This is a genomic window from Tateyamaria sp. syn59 (genome assembly GCF_007995245.1).
Lineage (GTDB): Bacteria > Pseudomonadota > Alphaproteobacteria > Rhodobacterales > Rhodobacteraceae > Tateyamaria.
Genome location: NZ_VCBA01000002.1, coordinates 95,240 through 113,913, shown reverse-complemented (window position 1 = coordinate 113,913; position 18,674 = coordinate 95,240). Strand labels below are relative to the sequence as shown.

Sequence of the window (18,674 nt, the reverse complement as noted above, 5' to 3'; positions counted from 1 at the left end):
AACGATCGGTTCGGGCAAGTCCGTTAGCTGAGCGCGCGCCACTGGCCCGGTTTGAGATTACCCAGCTCCCACTCTCCGATCCGGACACGGATGAGCCTGAGCGTAGGAAACCCCACATGCGCCGTCATGCGCCGGACCTGTCGGTTGCGTCCTTCGGTGAGCGTCAGTTCCAGCCAGCTGTCGGGGACGGATTTGCGGACCCGGATGGGTGGATCGCGGTCCCAGATGTCGGGTGGTGCGATGGCCCGTGCTTTGGCCGGTTTGGTGGGCCCGTCCTTTAGCGTGATGCCGATGCGGAGGTGTGTAAGGGCGTCTTCGGTGATGGTTCCTTCCACCTGGGCCCAGTAGGTTTTGGGCGCTTTGTACTTTGGGTGCGCGATCTTGGCCTGTAGCCGACCGTCGCTGGTCAGCACCATCAGCCCTTCGCTGTCGCGGTCGAGGCGGCCTGCGGCGTAGACGCCGGGTTGGTCGATGTAGTTGGAGAGCGTCGGGCGCGGGGAGCTTTCGGTCCCCTTGTCGGTGAACTGCGAGAGCACGCCGTAGGGTTTGTTGAAGAGGACCGTCGTCACTGGAGTGGTTCGAGCCGTGTGATGCCGACCGCGGCGGCCCGTGCGAGCCCTTCGTCGAGTGACATGGGGATGTATTCGCCGCGACGCCAGAGTTGTGCCAGATCGTCGTAGTGTCGTGACAGGAAGTGGCCGGACTGTCCTGTCGAGATCACGAAGACCGAGGAGTTGGGGTCGGCGAAGTCGTAGACGCCCCTGTAGCCCGCGCCGTGGACGTTGTGGAACGGGTCGGGGCCCGTGCCTTGGGTCAGCCCGCGCAGGAGTGTGTTGTCGCCGCCCGATGTGCTTTGGCGGATGTTGACGAAGTAGCGCAGGATCGGCACGTCGCCCAGCACCTGGTGGTCGTGGGTGGCCTGGTGTGCGTCCCCCCAGCGCAGGCTTTCCAGTTGGCTGCCCCAGGTTTCGTTGATGTCGAGGAGCGCGTCATCGAGGGCGAGGCGGGCCATGTCGGCGCAGGTCTCTACCGGGGCCGATTGGCGGACGTCGCACCAGATCGCGGCCCCGTCGACATTGCGGAACACACGTTCGATGAAGAGCGGTTCGGGGTGGGTGAGCGTGTCGGCCATGGGGCCGAGTTCGTCCCGGATGAGCCGGTCTTGCAGCTTGCGCAGCCAGGCGGCGTAGATCAGCGGTTCGGGCCAGTGTTCGTTCATCTCGCCATTCCATTCAGCGAGCAGGGCAAGCGCGCGCTGGCGCTGGCGTTCGGGCGTGCCTGCGGGGGCGGCTTCGCCGGTGAACCACAGCTCGGCCCCGATGAGGGGCAGGAGCGAGCGGGCGGTGAAGCTGACCGTGTCGAGCTGTGCTTCGATGAAGCTGTCGCGGGTGTGGACCTCGCGCGCCTGCATCAGCCTGCGCCAGCGTTGCACTCGCTGGGTGTCGCCCCAGGTGAAGCTGATGTGGTTGGGGAAGGGGCGGTCGACCGTCTTGTTGTTGGTGTTGCCGAGGATGCCGCCCACCGGTGACACAAAGCCGGGGTTCGAGGTGTAGGGCATACGGCCCTGCCAGCGGTTCTCGGGCCGCCAGCCCAGTGATGGCATGCGCCCCTGGCTTTGATGTGCGGTGTTGCGGTTGGGCACCGCGCCGATGGTTTTCATGGCGATCGAACTGCGATCGACGAGGGTGATGTTCTGGGCCGGGGCGATGTAGCGTTCACCTGCGGTGATCGCCTCTGCCACGTTCTGGGCTTTCATGATCCCGAGGGCCGCGCTGAGTGAGGTGTCGTTGGGGCTGAGCACCGTCCAGCTGAGTGCGGCGACGTGGCCGGGCGGTGTGACCGTGCCGAGACTGCGGACGCTGCCCGGCAGGACGGGGCCGTTGTCCGTCCAGCGCAGGGTGAGCGTGACCGGGTCCTGATCCGCGATTTCTAGGATGGAGTCACGGGTCTCAAAATCCTTCCAGCCCGTTGGCGTGCGGTACTGTCCGATATTGTCGGGGTTCAGTTCCTCGATGAACACGTCCTGATCATCGACATAGGCCGTGGTCAGCCCCCAGCCGAGCAGGTCGGAGCGGCCTGTCAGCACCACTGGCATGCCTGGGATCGTGCCGCCGATGACGCCGCCCGTTTGCAGTTCGAGCCGGGCGAGATACCAGATGGCGGGGGCGGAAAAGCCCAGATGCGGGTCATTGGCCAGAAGTGTGCCGCCCGAGGCCGAGCGGGCAGCGGCGGCGGCCCAGGCGTTGGAGGCCCCTGCAAAGCCGCGCGGGCGGAAGGGCGAAAGCGGGTGCGGTTCGGGCTCAACAGCGGCAAAGTCAGTCTCAACGCCCGGCACCAGAGATGCGTATTCAGGCAGGCTGGCGACGCCTTCGCCCGGGACATCCGGCAGGATGTCGGCGAGCCGCGCGGGATCGTCGAGTGCGAGCGACATGCGGGCGCGCAGCACCTCTTCGCTCAGATGGCCGGAGAGTTGCAGGCCCATGAGCTTGGCCACCGCGATGCTGTCGGCGGGGCGCCAGGGGGCGAGCGGCGTGTTGAAGAGGAACATTTCCGGCGCACCGCGCCCCAGTGCCTCGGCATTGATCTGGTCGAGGCGGGCGTTCACGCCGGAGGCGTAAGCCTCGAGCGCGGCGCGGGAGTCAGCGTCTTGGGCGTCTACCGATTGGACCGACAGGCGGTAGATGTCGAGGCGGCGGATGAAACTATCGACATCGACCGTAGTGGTGCCGAAAAGCTCGCTCAACCGCCCTTGTGCGGTGCGCCGCAGCATCATCATTTGCCACAGCCGGTCTTGGGCGTGGGCGAAGCCGAGGCCGTGGAACACATCGGTGTCCGTTTGCCCAAAGATGTGGGGGACGTTGGCGTTATCGCGCACGATCTCGACCGGGGCGGAGATGGCTGGCACGCGCACGCGGGCGTCGTAATTGGGCAGCGAGCGGGAGGCGAGATAGTAGACCATGCCAACTGCCAGCACGGCCAGCACGATCAATGCCGCCGTGAGCCGTACCAGCCATTGAAAGACTACTGCCATGCCGTGTCGCCCTTATCGTCGCGCGTTGACCCTTGGGCCACGACTGTTAGGTAGGCGGAGACGGAAGCGCAAGCCAGAGGCAGCGCAAAACACGAGGAGCGATCACGGATGGCAAAGCTGGCATTTCTGGGGATGGGTGTGATGGGCGCACCCATGGCGGGGCATCTGTTGAAGGCGGGCCACGAGGTGACGGTTTACAACCGCACGGCGGCCAAGGCGCAGGACTGGGTCAGCGAGCATGGCGGTGCGATGGCCCGCACCCCGCGTGCGGCGGCTGAAGGTGCCGATTTCGTGATGGCCTGTGTGGGCAATGATGATGATCTGCGCTCGGTCTGCCTGGGCGAAGACGGTGCCTTTGCCGGGATGGGCAGCGGCACTGTTTTCGTGGACCATACCACGGTGTCGGCCAAGGTGACGGCCGAGCTTTATGCCGCGGCGGATGCGGCGCAGATCAGTTTTGTGGATGCGCCGATTTCAGGTGGGCAGGCGGGAGCCGAGAACGGCCAGTTGTCGATCATGTGTGGTGGGGATCAGGGCGCGTATGCCCGCGCTGAGCCGATCATGCAGGCCTATGCCAAGCTGTGCCGTCGCATTGGCGAGAGCGGTGCGGGGCAGATGACCAAGATGTGCAACCAGATTGCCATTGCGGGTGTTGTTCAGGGCTTGGCCGAGGCGCTGCATTTTGCCGAGAAAGCGGGTCTGGACGGGCGTGCGGTGGTTGAGGTGATCAGCCAAGGTGCTGCCGGGTCGTGGCAGATGTCGAACCGGTATGAGACGATGCTGGACGATCATTTTGATCACGGCTTTGCCACGGACTGGATGCGCAAGGATCTGGGGATTTGTCTGGATACCGCTGACGAGAACGGCGCGAGCCTGCCGGTGACGGCGCTGGTCGATCAGTTCTACAAGGATGTGCAGAAGATGGGCGGCGGGCGCTGGGATACGTCGAGCCTGTTCAAGCGGTTGCGGACCATCGGGTAGGGTTTTGTCGGTGGGCGGCTCTGTTTGCTGCGCAAAGGCGCCCGCCCACCGACCCATTTGGGGTTGCGCCCAGGTGCTTTGGGGCGTGGCTGATAGCTTTTGTGGGAAATGGCTGTCTTTCCGCAGCGCGCCTAAATGCGCAGCCGTTCTCGTGCTGCGCCCAGGTGCTCCACGGTGTGGCTGGCAGCTTTTTCTTTGAAAAAGCTACCTTTGCCACTTCGTGCGTCTGCCTGCGCAGCCGCACTAGGGAATGATGCGGGTGTACTTCGTCCCTTCGAGCGTTGCGCCGATGCGCAAGCCCGCGCGGGCGAAAACCGCTGCCAAGACTGGCGACAGGGCCGTTGTGGTGTCCGCTGCCACGCTGTCGCCTTCGCCCGACACGACATATTCCAGGTCCGCCCCTGCGGCCCAACCGGGGCTGCGGCGGAACTCGCTCAGTGCTTCTTCGGTCATGAAGAACAGGACATGGGCCGATTGCTGGGCACCAATTTGCAGACCGCCGGAGCCCTTGACCACGGAATAGTAGTCAACCGTGACGTTGTTGACCCGCAGGGCACCGCGCCCGTAGGAGCCACCGAAGACGAACCCGGCTTCGGTCACCAGCGGCATGATGAGCATGCCATTTGCCTTTTCGGCGAGCTGCACCGTGTTGGGGTAGCTGCGAAACATCTCGTCCAGCGTGGCATCGACGCGCGCGTCGATCACGGACCCGCCGCTGCTGCCCACGCCATTCCCACATGCTGCCAGCAGCCCCGTGCCAGCAAGCGCCCCTGCGGCGAAGGCACGCCGCGAGATTCCGTTCGATTTCATTTTGAACCGCCTGTGTTGCTCTTGTTTGTGCCCGGTTTCTCCGGGCCTCGTGGGCAGATATACGCCGATTGGGGCGATCTGTCACTATGGAGGATGGGCTGCGCGGGTTTCTGCCGTGGTTTTTGGGGGCTCTGCCCCCGGCTGCGCCTCCCCCGGGATTTTTTTGAAACAGGGAATTCGCAGGCTTCCCGGAAACGCCGTGGGGCGGCGTTTCGCCTGCGAATGGGCGGAGCCCTCGGCGTTTAGGCGGACTTGCCCGCGTGCAGCAACCTCGCCGCCGCTGGCGCGAAATAGGTCAGGATCCCGTCACACCCGGCCCGTTTGAACGCCATCAGGCTTTCCATCATTACCCGGTCGTGGTCGACCCAGCCGTTGGCGCTGGCCGCTTCGATCATCGCGTATTCACCCGACACCTGGTAGGCGAAGGTGGGCGCTCCGAACGTGTCCTTCACCAGGCGGCAGATGTCGAGATAGGGCAGGCCGGGTTTGACCATGACCATGTCGGCGCCTTCGGTGAGGTCCCGTTCGATGAGCCGCAGGGCTTCGTCGGAGTTGGCCGGATCCATCTGGTAGGTTTTCTTGTCGCCCGTCAGTGCGCCCGATGCGCCCACCGCGTCGCGGAACGGGCCGTAGAAGGCCGAAGCGTATTTGGCGGCGTAGCTGAGGATCATGACGTTCTGGTGGCCTGCGCCTTCCAGTGCGGTGCGGATGGCGCCGATGCGGCCGTCCATCATGTCAGAGGGGCCGATGATGTCGGCGCCTGCCTCGGCCTGGCTGAGCGCCATTTTGACCAGTGCCTCGACCGAGCGGTCATTTACGATCTCGCCATTTTCGACAAAGCCGTCGTGGCCGTTGATGTTGTAAGTGTCGAGGGCGACGTCGGTCATGATCGCGATCTCTGGCACGGCCTCTTTGATGGCGCGGATGGCGCGGTTGGCGTGGTTTTCGGGGTCCCAAGCGCCTGCGCAATCCTCGGTCCGGTCCTCGAGCCCGGTATAGGGGAAGATGCAGATGGCGGGGATGCCTAGATCGGCGGCTTCGCGCGCGGCTTCAACCACCTTGTCGACCGAGCGGCGGACGACGCCAGGCATGGAGGGGATGGGCTCTTCGATCCCTTCGCCGCTGCGGACAAACACAGGCCAGATGAAGTCATCGACCGTCAGCGTGTTTTGCCGGACCATGCCGCGCACCGCAGGGCTTTGACGGGTGCGGCGCAGGCGGGTGGCGGGGAACGAGGCTTGGGTCGGGCGCATGGCAGGTGTCCAGTTTGAGTGACAGTGCATGGGTGGCATGAACCTTGCGGTCAGGCAAGGTCTCGTTCAGCTAGCTCCACCAGAGCGGCTGCGAGTGCCAGCGCCTCCTCTCGCCTCAATAGGTGGTATTGCGCACCGGCAGTGGACTGCAATTTCAGCGCGATGGGCAAGTCTTTGTCACCGCTGTGGATCAGATCGACACCGGCCGATACCCGGTACATTGATCTTATCCCGGATCGCAGATGGCCAATCTTCTCAAAGAAACCCGGTGAAATCTCTTTCATGGTCGTCGGTTCCATCGTGTTTTGCGTGCTGCACATGTTGACGCTAATTTTTTTCGGTAGGAGGTGTCTAGGCACTGCGATGTGCGCGCGCTAAGAGGGGCGCCAACCGAGGCAAGACGACCCCGCGGACGGGCGACAGGACAGGCGTGGACTGGTACGACACCATTTTCGAGCTGATCGACATGCGCTCGTTCTCGAACTTGTGGTTCTGGATTGCGCTCGCCGTGGTGTGGTCGACGGCCAGCCATTGGGTGCTGGGTGTGCCCTATGACATGGTGGCGCGGGCGCGACGGCATGGAGGGCAGGCGGCGGAGGACCTTGAGGACCTGATCCGCATCAACACGAACCGGTTGCTGTTTATCGGCGCGGTGTCGGGGCTTTGGCTGCTGGGCATCGGCTGTTTCCTGATGACCGGGCTGATCCTGCTGGGCTTTGTCTATGGGGTCGAATTTGCGCAGGCTGTGTTCCTGTTGGGCTTTCCTATGAGCATCGTGGGTGTGCTGAACCTGTCCACGGCGCGGCTGATCCGGGACGAGGACGCCACCGGAGAGGCGCTGTGGCGCCGCCTGACCCGGCACCGCACCATTGTGCAGGCCATCGGGATGGTGTCGATCTTTGTCACTGCGCTGTGGGGGATGTACCAAAACCTCGCTGTCGGACCCTTCGCCGGTTGACAGTCGGGGCGAAAGGGCCAAGTTACGCGTCCTTGGTTCCCGAACATCTGCTGATCTATGCCGAACGCCCAACACATCACCGTATCCGGCGCGCCCGAAGGGTTTGACGCCCGCCTGATCCTTGACGAGATCGCCAAGGGCAGCGCCGTCTGCCACGTGGCCCGTGATGACAAACGGCTGGCGGCGATGCAGGCCGCCTTGCGGTTTTTCGCGCCGGACATGCCGGTTCTCGTGTTTCCGGGCTGGGATTGCCTGCCATACGATCGCGTCTCGCCCAATGCCGACATCTCGGCCCAGCGGATGGCAACGCTGGCGGCACTCGTGCATGGGATGCCCGAACAGTTCGTGCTGCTGACCACGCTGAATGCAGCGACGCAGCGCGTTCCGGCGCGGGCGCTGCTGCGGGAGGCCGCGTTTTCGGCCACCGTGGGCAACAGGGTGGACGAGGCGGGCTTGCGCAATTTCCTAGTGCGCATGGGGTTTGTGCAAAGCCCGACAGTGATGGAGCCTGGGGATTACGCCATTCGCGGCGGGATCATCGACATCTACCCCCCCGGTGATCTGGGCCCGGTGCGCCTCGATCTGTTTGGCGATGTGCTGGACGGCGCGCGGCGGTTTGATCCTGCGACCCAGCGGACGACCGAGAAGCTGGATGTGATCGAACTGGCGCCCGTGTCCGAGGTTATTTTGGACGAGGCGGCGATCACGCGGTTTCGGCAGAATTACCGGTTGGAGTTTGGCGCGGCGGGCACGGATGATCCGCTGTATGAGGCAGTGAGTGCGGGGCGCAAGCACCAGGGGGCCGAGCACTGGTTGCCGTTGTTCCATGATGGGCTTGATACGCTGTTTGACTATTTGCCCGGTGCAACGATCACGCTGGATGATCAGGTCACACCTGCGCGGCTGGCGCGGTGGGAGAGCATTGAAGACCAGTATGAAACCCGGCGGCTCGCCATGGAAAATCGGTCCAAGATGGACACGGTGTACAAGCCGGCGAAGCCGCAAGGTCTGTATCTGGACGATGCCGCGTGGGAGGCTGCCGTGGCCGGGTTCCGCGTGCTGTCCCTTGCCCAGTTGCCGCAGGCGACCGGGCTGGGTGTCACCGATGCGGGCGGGCGGATCGGGCGCAATTTTTCGCCCGAACGACAACAGGAATCCATAAGCCTTTTCGGTGCTTTGGCGTCGCATGTTAAAGCGAAGATGGCGAGTGGGCCGGTTGTCATCGCCAGCTATTCAGAAGGTGCGCGCGAGCGGCTGACGGGGCTGATTGAGGATGAGGGGTTGGCCGAGGTCATTCCGATCCCGAACGCGACCCGCATCGGCAAACGGGGTCTGCATCTGGCGGTCTGGGCGCTGGAACACGGGTTTGAAGCGCCGGGCCTGACGGTGATTTCCGAGCAGGACGTATTGGGGGATCGGTTGATCCGTCAGCCGAAGAAGAAGCGCCGGGCTGAAAACTTTCTGACCGAGACGCAGTCGCTGTCTCCGGGCGATCTGGTGGTTCATGTGGATCACGGGATTGGCCGGTATCAGGGGATGGAGGTGGTCACCGCTGCCGGTGCAGCCCACGAGTGCCTGCTGCTGGAATATGCGGAACGGTCGAAGCTGTACCTGCCGGTCGAGAATATCGAGCTGCTGTCGAAGTATGGCCATGAAGAGGGCTTGCTCGATCGGTTGGGCGGTGGTGCGTGGCAGGCCAAGAAAGCCAAGCTGAAAGAGCGCATTCGCGAGATGGCGGATCGGTTGATCCGTATCGCGGCGGAGCGTGCCTTGCGCAAGGCGCCCATTCTGGAGCCGCCGCCGGGGATGTGGGACGCCTTTGCCGCGCGGTTCCCGTATCAGGAGACCGATGATCAGTTGAACGCCATTGCCGCCGTTATGGAGGATCTGACCGCGGGTCAGCCGATGGACCGGCTGATTTGTGGCGATGTGGGTTTCGGCAAGACCGAGGTGGCGATGCGCGCGGCCTTTGTTGCGGCGATGTCGGGCGTGCAGGTGGCGGTCATTGCGCCCACGACCTTGCTTGCGCGGCAGCATTACAAGAGTTTTGCCGAGCGGTTCCGTGGCTTTCCCATCGAGGTGCGGCAACTCAGCCGTTTTGTCAGCGCGAAGGAGGCGGCGTCCGCGCGCGATGGCATGGCGAGGGGGACGGCGGATATTGTTGTGGGCACCCATGCGCTGCTGGCCAAGGGCGTACGGTTTCAGAACCTCGGCTTGCTTGTGATTGATGAGGAACAGAAGTTTGGTGTGGGCCACAAGGAGCGTCTGAAGCAGATGCGGTCGGACGTGCATGTGCTGACGCTGACGGCGACCCCCATTCCGCGGACTTTGCAATTGAGCCTGACGGGCGTGCGCGATCTGTCGATCATCGGCACACCGCCCGTGGATCGGTTGGCGATCCGGACATATGTGTCCGAATTTGATGCGGTGACTATTCGCGAGGCTTTGTTGCGCGAGCATTATCGTGGTGGGCAGAGTTTTTATGTCGTGCCGCGCATCAGCGACCTGCCGGAGATCGAGGAGTTCCTGAAGGAGCAGTTGCCGGAGCTGACTTATGTCGTGGCCCATGGGCAGATGGCGGCGGGTGAGTTGGATGACCGCATGAACGCCTTTTATGACGGCAAGTTCGATGTGCTATTGGCGACGACCATTGTGGAAAGTGGTCTGGATATTCCGACGGCGAACACGATGGTCGTGCATCGGGCTGATATGTTTGGTCTGGCGCAGCTTTACCAGATACGGGGGCGTGTGGGGCGGTCGAAGACGCGGGCGTATGCCTATCTGACGACGAAGCCGCGCGCCAAGCTGACCACGACGGCGGAGAAGCGGCTGCGTGTGCTCGGTTCGCTCGATACGCTGGGGGCTGGGTTTACGCTGGCGTCGCAGGATCTGGACATTCGCGGGGCCGGGAACTTGCTGGGCGAAGAGCAGTCGGGTCAGATGCGGGATGTGGGCTTTGAGCTCTACCAATCGATGCTCGAAGAGGCGATTGGCAAGATCAAGGCGGGCGAGATGGAAGGCCTCACGGACGATGACGGTCAGTGGGCGCCGCAGATCAATCTGGGTGTGCCGGTGCTGATCCCGGAAGATTACGTGCCCGATCTGGACGTGCGGCTGGGTCTGTACCGGCGTCTGTCGGAATTGAGCACGAAGGTGGAGCTGGAGGGCTTTGCGGCTGAGTTGATCGACCGGTTTGGCAAGTTGCCCAAGGAGGTGAACACGCTGATGCTGGTCGTGCGCATCAAGGCGATGTGCAAGCGGGCCGGGATCGCGAAGCTGGATGGCGGGCCAAAGGGCGCGACGCTTCAATTCCACAATGATAAGTTTGCCTCGCCGCAGGGTCTGGTCGAATTCATCCAGGATCAGCGCGGCATGGCCAAGGTCAAGGACAACAAGATCGTCGTGCGCCGGGATTGGGCCAAGGACAGCGACAAGATCAAAGGCGCGTTCGCGATTGCGCGCGATCTGGCAGAGAAGGTAGTCGCGCAGAAGAAAAGGGCAAAGGCGCAGGTGGGCTAGGCCACGGCCTCTTCCGCGCGGCGCATCTGTTGCATGAGCACGGATGCGATGATGCAGGCAATCAGCACTGTCGCGACAAGCGCCATCGGCGTGCCGTCAAACATCAGCCCGATGGGCGAGGCGAGGGCGGCGCCCAGCACAGTCGACACGGCACCAATGACGGAAGCGGCCATGCCTGCGATGTGGCCCATCGGCTCCATCGCGATAGCGTTCAGGTTCGCCACCGTAAGCCCGCCTTGGAACATAACGCCCCACTGCCAGAAGATGTAGAACCAGAACAATCCCGGCATATCAGCGACCATCCACATCACGAAAACGGTCGAGATGACAACCTGCGCTGTGAGCGCCCATGTCACCAGTCTGCGCATGCCGAACCGCCCAACGATAGCGGCATTGAGCAGGCTGGAAATGCCCGACGCCAGTGCAATCGCGCCAAACCACATCGGGAAGGTTTCAGCCCGGTCAAACGAGACTTCGAAGATCGGCTGGACCATTGTCAGGATCGAAAACAGGATCATCAGCATCAAGGTCTGCACATAGATCGACAGCCGAACCGTCCGGTTGGCGAACATCTGGCGCACGGCGTCGACCATCAGCGGCCAGCGCAGGGGGCGACGGTGTTGCCTTGGCAGTGTTTCGGACACGCGGACGCCAAACCAGACCAACAAAACCAGTGCAAAGATCAGGAAGGCCGGGAAGATGGCGCGCCATCCGGCGGCGTCCATGATGATTTTGCCCAGAAGTGGCGCAATGGCAGGCACCAGCAGGAACACCATCATCGTCAGCGACAGGATGCTGGCCATGGCCCGCCCGGAATAGAGGTCACGGATGATCGCAGCAGACACGACACGCGGCCCAGCCGCACCCAGACCCTGCAACACGCGCGCGGCGAGCATCAATTCGAGCGTGGGCGCCAACCAGCTCAGCACGGCACCTACCGCATAGACGGCGAGACCCAGGTAGACGACGGGCTTGCGACCTATGGCATCCGACAGCGGACCGGTAAAAAACGTACCAGCCCCCATGCCGATGACGAAAAAGGTCATCACCAGCGCAGCTTGCGCCACGCCGCCCGGTGCGATGTCGTTCGCGATTGCAGGCAGCGCCGGCAGCATTGCGTCAATGGAGAACGCAATGGTCGCAAACATCATCGCCATGAGGGCGATGAATTCTGGTTTGCCCAGTCTTTGTCCCTCTGGTTCGGTCAAGGTGTGCTTGGCTTTGCTCGGCTAAGTGACGCTATTGCGCAGCACATTGCCGTTGCAGATTGAGATTGGCAACGACTTAAGGTTGAAATCCGACCAAATGGTTAAATTGTGATCATTTGTGTGCGTTAGGCCGCGCCCTGCCGCAGCTCTTCGATGACCTTTGACCAGAGCTCGGGCGGCTGAGCACCCGGCACGGCGTGTTGATTGGCGACGATAAAGGTCGGGACAGACCCGATTCCCATCTGACGGCTGTGCGCGTCGCGCGCTGCGATGTCCTCTTTGTCCGCATCCGAGGCGAGCAGGCGGAGAACTACGCTGGCATCCATGGCTATGCTGTCCGCGATATCTGCCAGCACCTCATGGTCGCCGATGTCTCGGGCATCAACGAAGTAGGCCTTGAACAGAGCGGACACTGCCGCCGTCTGCTTGCCCTCAATCCCGGCCCAGTGGATCAGCCGGTGCGCGTCCATCGTGTTGGGTGTGCGCTCCATCCCTTCGAAGTCGATCTTGAGCCCGGCCTTTTCGGCGTTTTCGATAACAGGCGCATAGGCCCGGACCGCGCCGTCCTTGCCGCCGAACTTCGCCTCAAGGTACGCGCGGCGGTCCATGCCTTCGGCAGGCATGTCGGGGTTCAGCTGGAACGGATGCCATTCAATCACAAATGGGTGGTCCGGGTTCGCCTCAAGCGCACGGTCCAGATGCGCCTTGCCGATATAACACCAAGGGCAGATCGGATCGGACATGATGTCGAGTTTGATGGGGTCTGGCATTGTCAGGCTTTCGTTTGTTTGGGCCAGAACAGGGGCAGACGCCGCCGGACCAGCTTGCCATTTGCGCCCGCGGGCAGCATCGGCACGTGAACATAGGCGCGGGGGTGTTTGTATTGCGCCAGCTTCGGCTCGACATAGGCACGCAAGCTGTCCTCGTCCAGTGGGGCCGCCGCTGTGTAGAAGGCCGCAATGATGTAGACGCCTTTCTTGACCTCGATCTGCGTGGCGCCCACCCCGGTGATGCCTGGCGCGTCGGCCAACGCCGCTTCGACCTCGATCGGGGACACGCGGTAGCCGCCCGCGTTCATCATGTCGTCGTCGCGGCCCAGATAGGTGATCTGACCGTCCTCATCCATGACGCCCATGTCGCCTGTGAGGAACCAGTCGCCTGCAAACCTGGCAGCGGTTTCATCGGGCGCATTCAGGTATTCGCGCATCAGGCCGGGGTCGGAACGGTGGACGGCGATGGTGCCAGGCGCGCCGCGCGGCGTCGGTGCGCCGTCGGCCAGGATGGCGATGTGCCGCCCGGTTTGCGGCTGTCCAAGCGCGCCGTGTTTGGCGGGATGCGCAGGGCTGGAGGAGATGAAGGTGGAGCATTCCGACATCCCGTAGGCTTCGAAGATGTCGGTGCCGGTGGCGCTGCGCCACGCGGTCAGCGTGGTGTCCGGTAGTTTTTCCCCGGCGCTGAGACCGTGGCGGAGGCGGGGCAGGTCCGGCATATCGGCGCGCGCGAGCATCTGGCGATAAACCCCTGGTGCGGCGGCGAAAATTGTCGCACAGTGCTGGGATAGGAGATCGCCAAGAGCGTCTGGTGTTGTTCCGGGCGTGGGGATCAGCGCGGTTGCCCCGATTGACCATGGGTCCATCAGCCCCGTCCCAAGGGTATAGGTCCAATTGAAGGCGCCTGCATGCATTAGCCTGTCGTCAGGGCGCAGCCCATACCAGCCCTCATGCATCATCTGACGGGCCCAGATGGCGCGGTGGGCATGGGCGACCGCGCGGGGCTGGCCCGAGGTGCCAGACGTGTAGATGATGTATCCCAGACGGTCGGGATCTCCCATGTGCCAGTCGGCGGGGGGATGGCTGCGCAGAGCGGCCAGGGTCGCGGGCCCGATTTCCGGCGCACCGGGCGCGGAGGCGACATCGGGATCTCGCAGGATCAGCCGGGGCTCCAGATCGGCGACGATCTGCGCCACCTCCGGTTCGGTCAGCGCCGCAGAGGTCGGCACCGGTACGAGCCCTGCAGCCAGAGCGCCGAGATAGGCGATGGGAAAGTCGATGGTATTGCCCAGCCGCAGCAGCACGATATCGCCGGGCACACAGCCTGTGGCGAGCAATCCGCCGCCGGTGCCAAGGACGGCACGCTTTAAGGCGCTATAGCTGAGTGTGTCGGCGCGCGCGCCGTCTACCACCGAAACGGCGATCTTGTCCGGTATCGCATCCGCGTGGGCCAGCACATGGGCCGCCATATTGAACGGGCTGGGGCAGGGCTGTAAGGGCGCGCTGTGCACAACGCTCAGCATGGGCGGCGTTGCATGGTTGCACCACGCGTCCTATAGAGGTCGTCATGCAAGGCAAAGACCCCAAAACACTGATCCAGATCGCCCGCTCTACGGGCCGGGATGAGACCGCGGAACCGCTTGATCTGGGCGCGCGCGTGCGCGAATTGCGCAAGGCGCGCGACTGGACCCTGGAACAGGCGGCCAGCCAGGCGGGTCTTGCCCGCTCGACCCTGTCGAAGATCGAAAACGGGCAGATGTCGCCGACCTATGAGGCGCTCAAGAAGCTGGCCGTGGGGCTTGAGATCAGCGTTCCGCAGCTGTTCACGCCGCCGGAAAAGGGGCAGATCAACGGGCGCATGGTCGTGACGCAGTCCGGGCAGGGCAACGCGCAGGCCACTGTTACATACGAACACGAGTTGCTGGCAGAGACGCTGACCAAGAAACAGATGCTGCCCTACCGCGCCCGAGTGCGTGCGCGGTCTATGGACGAATTTGACGGCTGGGTACGGCACGACGGCGAAGAGTTCCTGTATGTGCTGACCGGGGGTATTCGCCTCTATACCGAGTTTTACGAACCCGTCGACATGCGGCGTGGTGACAGCGCCTATTATGATGCCACGATGGGGCACAATGTCGTTTCCGTCACGGATGAGGACGCGCTGATCCTGTGGGTCACGTCCCTCGCCTGAGGGTGTCAGGCGGTGCGCAGCTCCTTGGCGTGGCGCGACAGAAAGGCGTCAAAGGCGTCCTGGGCCTCTTTCAGAGACATGTCGTGCGTGGCTGCCAAATAGCTTTCGAACCGGTCCTGATCTGCCTTGAGAAACGGCATCGCGCTGGGTTCGAGTTGTGGGAATTCTTGTCGAAGCGCACGGTAGTTTTCCGCCCAGTTGCGGGTCAGGTCATTCCAGTTCATGCGTACCCCCGAGGTTGCGGCTTGTCCGATGTGCTGAACGCATGTCCGCTTCCGCCTCCCACAGCGGGTCAGACATCCACCACGCGGCAAACAATATTGCATTTTCTTGACAGATCAACCTTTGACCGCAAACAGCCGACGTAAGGTCGCATGTGCGACAACCACAGCCGCCAGCTGAAACGCGATGAACGCGGGTGCGTGACCAGGGTAAATACCTGCAAACGTGTCAGAAAATCCACGTGCTATCGTCACGGCAGGGTTCGCGAAACTGGTCGACGCCGTGAACCAGTAGGCACCTGTTATGTATAGTGCAACCAGCGTAGGTACCGCCTCCGGACGGCTGCGCAACCCACCGAAAATGACAAAAAGCAAACCATAGGTTGCAATTGCCTCTGACCACCATTGCGCGATCCCGGTGCGGTGCATGGTGGTCGACCCTTGCAGAATCGGCAGGTCAAACATGGCATGCGTCGCCCAGACGCCCAGTATCCCGCCAGCGACCTGCACCACGACGTAAAGCAGCGCCAGATGGGCAGACATCTCGCGCCGAACGAAAAAGGCGAGGGTCACCGCCGGATTGAAATGCGCGCCCGAAATGGGTCCGAGTACCGTGATGATCACGTAAAGCATGCAACCCGTCGCAATGGCGTTTGCGAGCAAGGCGATGGCCACGTTCCCGTCCGCCAGTGCCTCGCCCATGATGCCCGAGCCGACCACGCCCACAAGAAGCAAGGCAGTGCCTAGCCCCTCGGCCCAGAGTTTCTGGATCATCTTACCCGTCCGTTTGCTGCGCGTTCGCGTCCCACCACCAGAACTGGGGCATCCAGTCCGGTCCATCACCATAAAGCGGGATCACATCCGGGTGCTGCATCTCGGATACATGTGCGATGCGACCCGTCGTGAATTGCCAGAAGGGCACCACATAGCGACCGGCCGTCAGCAAACGGTCGAGCGCGCGGGTGGCCGCGAGGCTGTCTTCTTGGCTCGTGGCGGTCAGCATTGCGGTGATCATCGCGTCAATTGCTGGGTCTTCTGCCCCCATCAGGTTGGCCGAGCCTTCCTGTTCCGCCGCCGCAGACCCCCAATAGAACCACTGTTCGTTGCCGGGGCTGAGTGATAGCGCACGGCGGTGATAGGTCATGTCAAAGTCAAATGTATCTTCGCGCGCCGTAAACTGGGCGCCGTCGACCAGATCGATGTTCACGTCAATGCCAAGACGTTCCAGCGCCTGAATGTAAAGATCGGCGATGGCGCGGTCTTCGGTCCGTTGCTGATCCAGCAGGATGGTAAAGGTCATCGCCTGTCCGTCGGCATTGCGCATCTTGCCGTCCTGGGTGGTCCACCCGGCCTCTTCCAAAAGGCCGATGGCGCGGCGCAGGCCCTTGCGGTTGCGCAGCGATCCGTCGCTTTCGGGGAGTGCGTAGCCCTCCATCACCCCTGGCAGCAGCCTGCCGTTGAACGGCGCCAGCAGTTCGGCCACGCGGCCCTTGGCAGCACCTTGTTCCATCGCCAGCGGCGAGTTCGAGAAGTATGAGGTGATGCGCGGCTGCGCCCCGCCGGTCAGCGTGTCGTTGATGTATTCGAAGTTGAAGGCGGTGATCAGCGCCTCGCGCACGCGCCAGTCATCAAAAGGCGCGCGGCGTGTGTTCATCACAAAGCCGGTGATGCCTGACGGCTTTTGGTGCTCCACTTCGGTTTTGATCACGTCGCCCGATTGCACACGCGGAAAGTCGTACCCGTTGGTCCAGTTCTCGGCGTTGAATTCACGTACGGCAGATACGTCGCCTGCCTTGAATGCTTCGCCGACCACGTCACCGTCGCCGTAGAAGTCGATGGTGATCTCGTCGAAATTGAACGTGCCGCGGCGAAAACTCAGGTCGTTTCCCCAATAGTCGGGGTTGCGGGTCAGAGTGACAGACCGCGCAGCCTCGAAATCGCTGACGACATAGGGGCCGGACCCGATCGGGACCTCATTGATTGACGCGTTTGCGAAATCCCGCCCCTCCCACTGCGCCTTTTGCAGGATGGGCCGCATCCCGGCCAGCAAGGCCAGTTCGCGGTTTTCTGAGTTGAAGGTGAAGCGGATTCTGCGCGGTCCGGTCTGCTCCATCGTTTCGATCTGCGACCACAGGCTGCGATACCGCCCGTGTCCTTGCGTGCCGAGGGTCTCGTAGGACCACAGCACATCTTCGACAGTCACCGGGCTGCCATCGGAAAAGGTAGCACCTTCGCGCAGGGTGAATTCAACCCAAGTGCGGTCGGGATCGGTCTCAATCGATTCGGCCAACAGACCGTAAAGCGCGAAGGGTTCATTGCGGTTGCGACCCATCAGGCTTTCATGTGTCAGGAAGCGCAACTGCCAGGGCACGTTGCCTTTCTGGATGTAGGGATTGAGCGAATCGAAGCTGCCGGTATTGGCAAGCGTGATGGTGCCACCCTTGGGCGCGTCGGGATTCGCGTGCGGAAGGGCCACAAAATCCGGTGGCAGGGCAGGGTCTCCATACATAGCTATGCCATGTCGTGGCTCTGCTTGTGCCATTGCGGACACGCCAACAAGGCCCGCGAGAATCGCCCACATGGCGTGTTTTTGGATGTGCGCTCTTTGGAAAAAATGCCTGCTCATTTTGTAAACAATCCTCGATTGCCCTTGTTTTGTTAACAATAGCGGCCCCCGGACATTTACGCATTATCAAACTTTTAGCTTGGACTCTTCGGGCGGGTTTGCGTATAACGAAGTCACTGCTCGATAGGTTTCTTGCCTGTATGAAACCTGCCTCAATAACTTAACGCCAGCTTCGTGCTGGCGTTTTTTTTGGCTCGCGCGCAACCGTTCTACGGTGAGAACCATTCCTTTCGCAGGTGCAGCATGACAGGATGTGCACAGCTCTGACGAAAGGACCTTCGCAATGGCTTTTGAAATCTCTCTGGGCGGCAAGACGGCCGTCATTACGGGCTCGAACTCGGGCATCGGTCTGGGCATGGCGTGGGAACTTGCCCGCGCGGGGGCCGACGTCGTTTTGAACTCGTTCAGCGACACCGACGAAGACCACGCCATCGCCAAGGAGATCGCGGATGAGACGGGCACGAACGCACGCTATATCAAAGCGGACATGTCCAAGGGCGATGAATGCCGCGCGCTGGTCGAACAGGCGGGCGCCTGTGACATCCTGATCAACAACGCAGGCATCCAGCACGTCGCAGGCATCCCCGAGTTCCCGGTCGAGAAGTGGGACGCCATCATCGCGATCAATCTCAGTTCCGCCTTTCACACCACGGCTGCTGCGCTCCCGATGATGCGAGACGCGGGCTGGGGTCGGGTCATCAACGTCTCTTCTGCCCATGGCCTGACGGCGTCACCGTACAAGTCCGCCTATATCGCGGCCAAACACGGCATCGTCGGCCTGACCAAGACCACGGCGCTGGAAACGGCCGAAGAACCGATCACGGCCAACGCTATCTGTCCCGGATATGTGCTGACGCCGCTTGTCGAAAGCCAGATCCCAGACACGATGAAGGAATACGACATGGGACGTGAGGAGGTGATCAAGAACGTCATGCTCAAGCGCCAGCCCTCCAAGGAGTTCGCAACCACCGAGCAGATGGGCGGAACTGCGGTCTTCCTTTGTTCGTCCGCCGCCGACCAGATCACTGGTACGACAATCAGCGTGGACGGCGGCTGGACCGCGCTCTGATCCACCTTCATTTCGCCAAATAAACCGCCGCCGGAGG

General features: G+C 62.5%; 16 protein-coding genes. 5 read left to right on the top strand and 11 right to left on the bottom strand.

What is annotated here, in order from left to right:
- Positions 1–23 precede the first annotated feature (23 nt).
- Positions 24–569, bottom strand: coding sequence for a pseudouridine synthase (locus FD715_RS03850; RefSeq protein ID WP_147105526.1), 546 nt, complete (start codon positions 567–569; stop codon positions 24–26).
- Positions 566–3,031: a penicillin acylase family protein gene (locus FD715_RS03845; protein ID WP_147105523.1), complete on the bottom strand. Its 2,466-nt coding sequence runs from the start codon at positions 3,029–3,031 to the stop codon at positions 566–568. Before FD715_RS03845 ends, FD715_RS03850 begins: the two co-directional genes overlap by 4 nt.
- 108 nt (positions 3,032–3,139) lie before the next feature.
- On the opposite strand from FD715_RS03845, the gene FD715_RS03840 reads away from it, so the two are divergent.
- Positions 3,140–4,012, top strand: a complete 873-nt coding sequence (locus FD715_RS03840; protein WP_147105518.1) for an NAD(P)-dependent oxidoreductase — start codon at positions 3,140–3,142, stop codon at positions 4,010–4,012.
- 243 nt (positions 4,013–4,255) lie between these two features.
- On the opposite strand, the gene FD715_RS03835 is transcribed toward FD715_RS03840, so the two are convergent.
- The 3 genes from FD715_RS03835 to FD715_RS03825 all read right to left on the bottom strand — a co-directional run bounded on the left by FD715_RS03835 (position 4,256) and on the right by FD715_RS03825 (position 6,359).
- Complete coding sequence (locus FD715_RS03835) at positions 4,256–4,822, bottom strand: YSC84-related protein (protein ID WP_147105515.1); 567 nt, start codon at positions 4,820–4,822, stop codon at positions 4,256–4,258.
- A gap of 242 nt (positions 4,823–5,064) precedes the next feature.
- Positions 5,065–6,075, bottom strand: a complete 1,011-nt coding sequence (gene hemB, locus FD715_RS03830; protein ID WP_147105512.1) for a porphobilinogen synthase — start codon at positions 6,073–6,075, stop codon at positions 5,065–5,067.
- A gap of 50 nt (positions 6,076–6,125) precedes the next feature.
- Positions 6,126–6,359, bottom strand: coding sequence for a hypothetical protein (locus tag FD715_RS03825; protein ID WP_147105509.1), 234 nt, complete (start codon positions 6,357–6,359; stop codon positions 6,126–6,128).
- 146 nt (positions 6,360–6,505) lie between these two features.
- Here FD715_RS03825 and FD715_RS03820 point away from each other — a divergent pair, with 146 nt between their 5' ends.
- Together FD715_RS03820 and mfd are read left to right on the top strand one after the other, a co-directional pair.
- Positions 6,506–7,033 (top strand): component of SufBCD complex, encoded by a 528-nt coding sequence (locus FD715_RS03820; RefSeq protein WP_147105506.1) that lies wholly within the window; start codon positions 6,506–6,508, stop codon positions 7,031–7,033.
- 57 nt (positions 7,034–7,090) lie between these two features.
- Positions 7,091–10,552: a transcription-repair coupling factor gene (gene mfd / locus FD715_RS03815; RefSeq protein ID WP_147105503.1), complete on the top strand. Its 3,462-nt coding sequence runs from the start codon at positions 7,091–7,093 to the stop codon at positions 10,550–10,552.
- On the opposite strand, the gene FD715_RS03810 is transcribed toward mfd, so the two are convergent.
- The 3 genes from FD715_RS03810 to FD715_RS03800 form a co-directional block, all read right to left on the bottom strand.
- On the bottom strand, positions 10,549–11,760 hold the full coding sequence (locus FD715_RS03810) for a multidrug effflux MFS transporter (RefSeq protein ID WP_223274726.1): 1,212 nt from the start codon (positions 11,758–11,760) through the stop codon (positions 10,549–10,551). The genes mfd and FD715_RS03810 overlap by 4 nt on opposite strands.
- A gap of 125 nt (positions 11,761–11,885) precedes the next feature.
- Positions 11,886–12,530, bottom strand: coding sequence for a DsbA family oxidoreductase (locus FD715_RS03805; RefSeq protein WP_147105497.1), 645 nt, complete (start codon positions 12,528–12,530; stop codon positions 11,886–11,888).
- Between the two features lie 2 nt (positions 12,531–12,532).
- On the bottom strand, positions 12,533–14,053 hold the full coding sequence (locus tag FD715_RS03800) for a class I adenylate-forming enzyme family protein (RefSeq protein WP_147105494.1): 1,521 nt from the start codon (positions 14,051–14,053) through the stop codon (positions 12,533–12,535).
- Between the two features lie 44 nt (positions 14,054–14,097).
- On the opposite strand from FD715_RS03800, the gene FD715_RS03795 reads away from it, so the two are divergent.
- The gene (locus FD715_RS03795) at positions 14,098–14,721 is read left to right on the top strand and encodes a helix-turn-helix domain-containing protein (protein WP_147105491.1); all 624 of its coding nucleotides are present in this window, start codon (positions 14,098–14,100) and stop codon (positions 14,719–14,721) included.
- Positions 14,722–14,726: 5 nt separating this feature from the next.
- Here FD715_RS03795 and FD715_RS03790 read toward each other — a convergent pair whose 3' ends face one another.
- The 3 genes from FD715_RS03790 to FD715_RS03780 all read right to left on the bottom strand — a co-directional run bounded on the left by FD715_RS03790 (position 14,727) and on the right by FD715_RS03780 (position 17,451).
- Positions 14,727–14,945 (bottom strand): hypothetical protein, encoded by a 219-nt coding sequence (locus FD715_RS03790; RefSeq protein WP_147105488.1) that lies wholly within the window; start codon positions 14,943–14,945, stop codon positions 14,727–14,729.
- Positions 14,946–15,059: 114 nt separating this feature from the next.
- On the bottom strand, positions 15,060–15,716 hold the full coding sequence (locus FD715_RS03785) for an MIP/aquaporin family protein (RefSeq protein WP_147105485.1): 657 nt from the start codon (positions 15,714–15,716) through the stop codon (positions 15,060–15,062).
- A 1-nt stretch (position 15,717) separates the two neighbouring features.
- A complete protein-coding gene (locus FD715_RS03780; protein ID WP_147105482.1) occupies positions 15,718–17,451 on the bottom strand; it encodes an extracellular solute-binding protein in 1,734 nt (577 codons plus the stop codon).
- 400 nt (positions 17,452–17,851) lie between these two features.
- Between FD715_RS03780 and FD715_RS03775 the strand changes: the two genes are divergently transcribed.
- The gene (locus FD715_RS03775; protein ID WP_147105479.1) at positions 17,852–18,637 is read left to right on the top strand and encodes a 3-hydroxybutyrate dehydrogenase; all 786 of its coding nucleotides are present in this window, start codon (positions 17,852–17,854) and stop codon (positions 18,635–18,637) included.
- Positions 18,638–18,674: the final 37 nt, after the last annotated feature.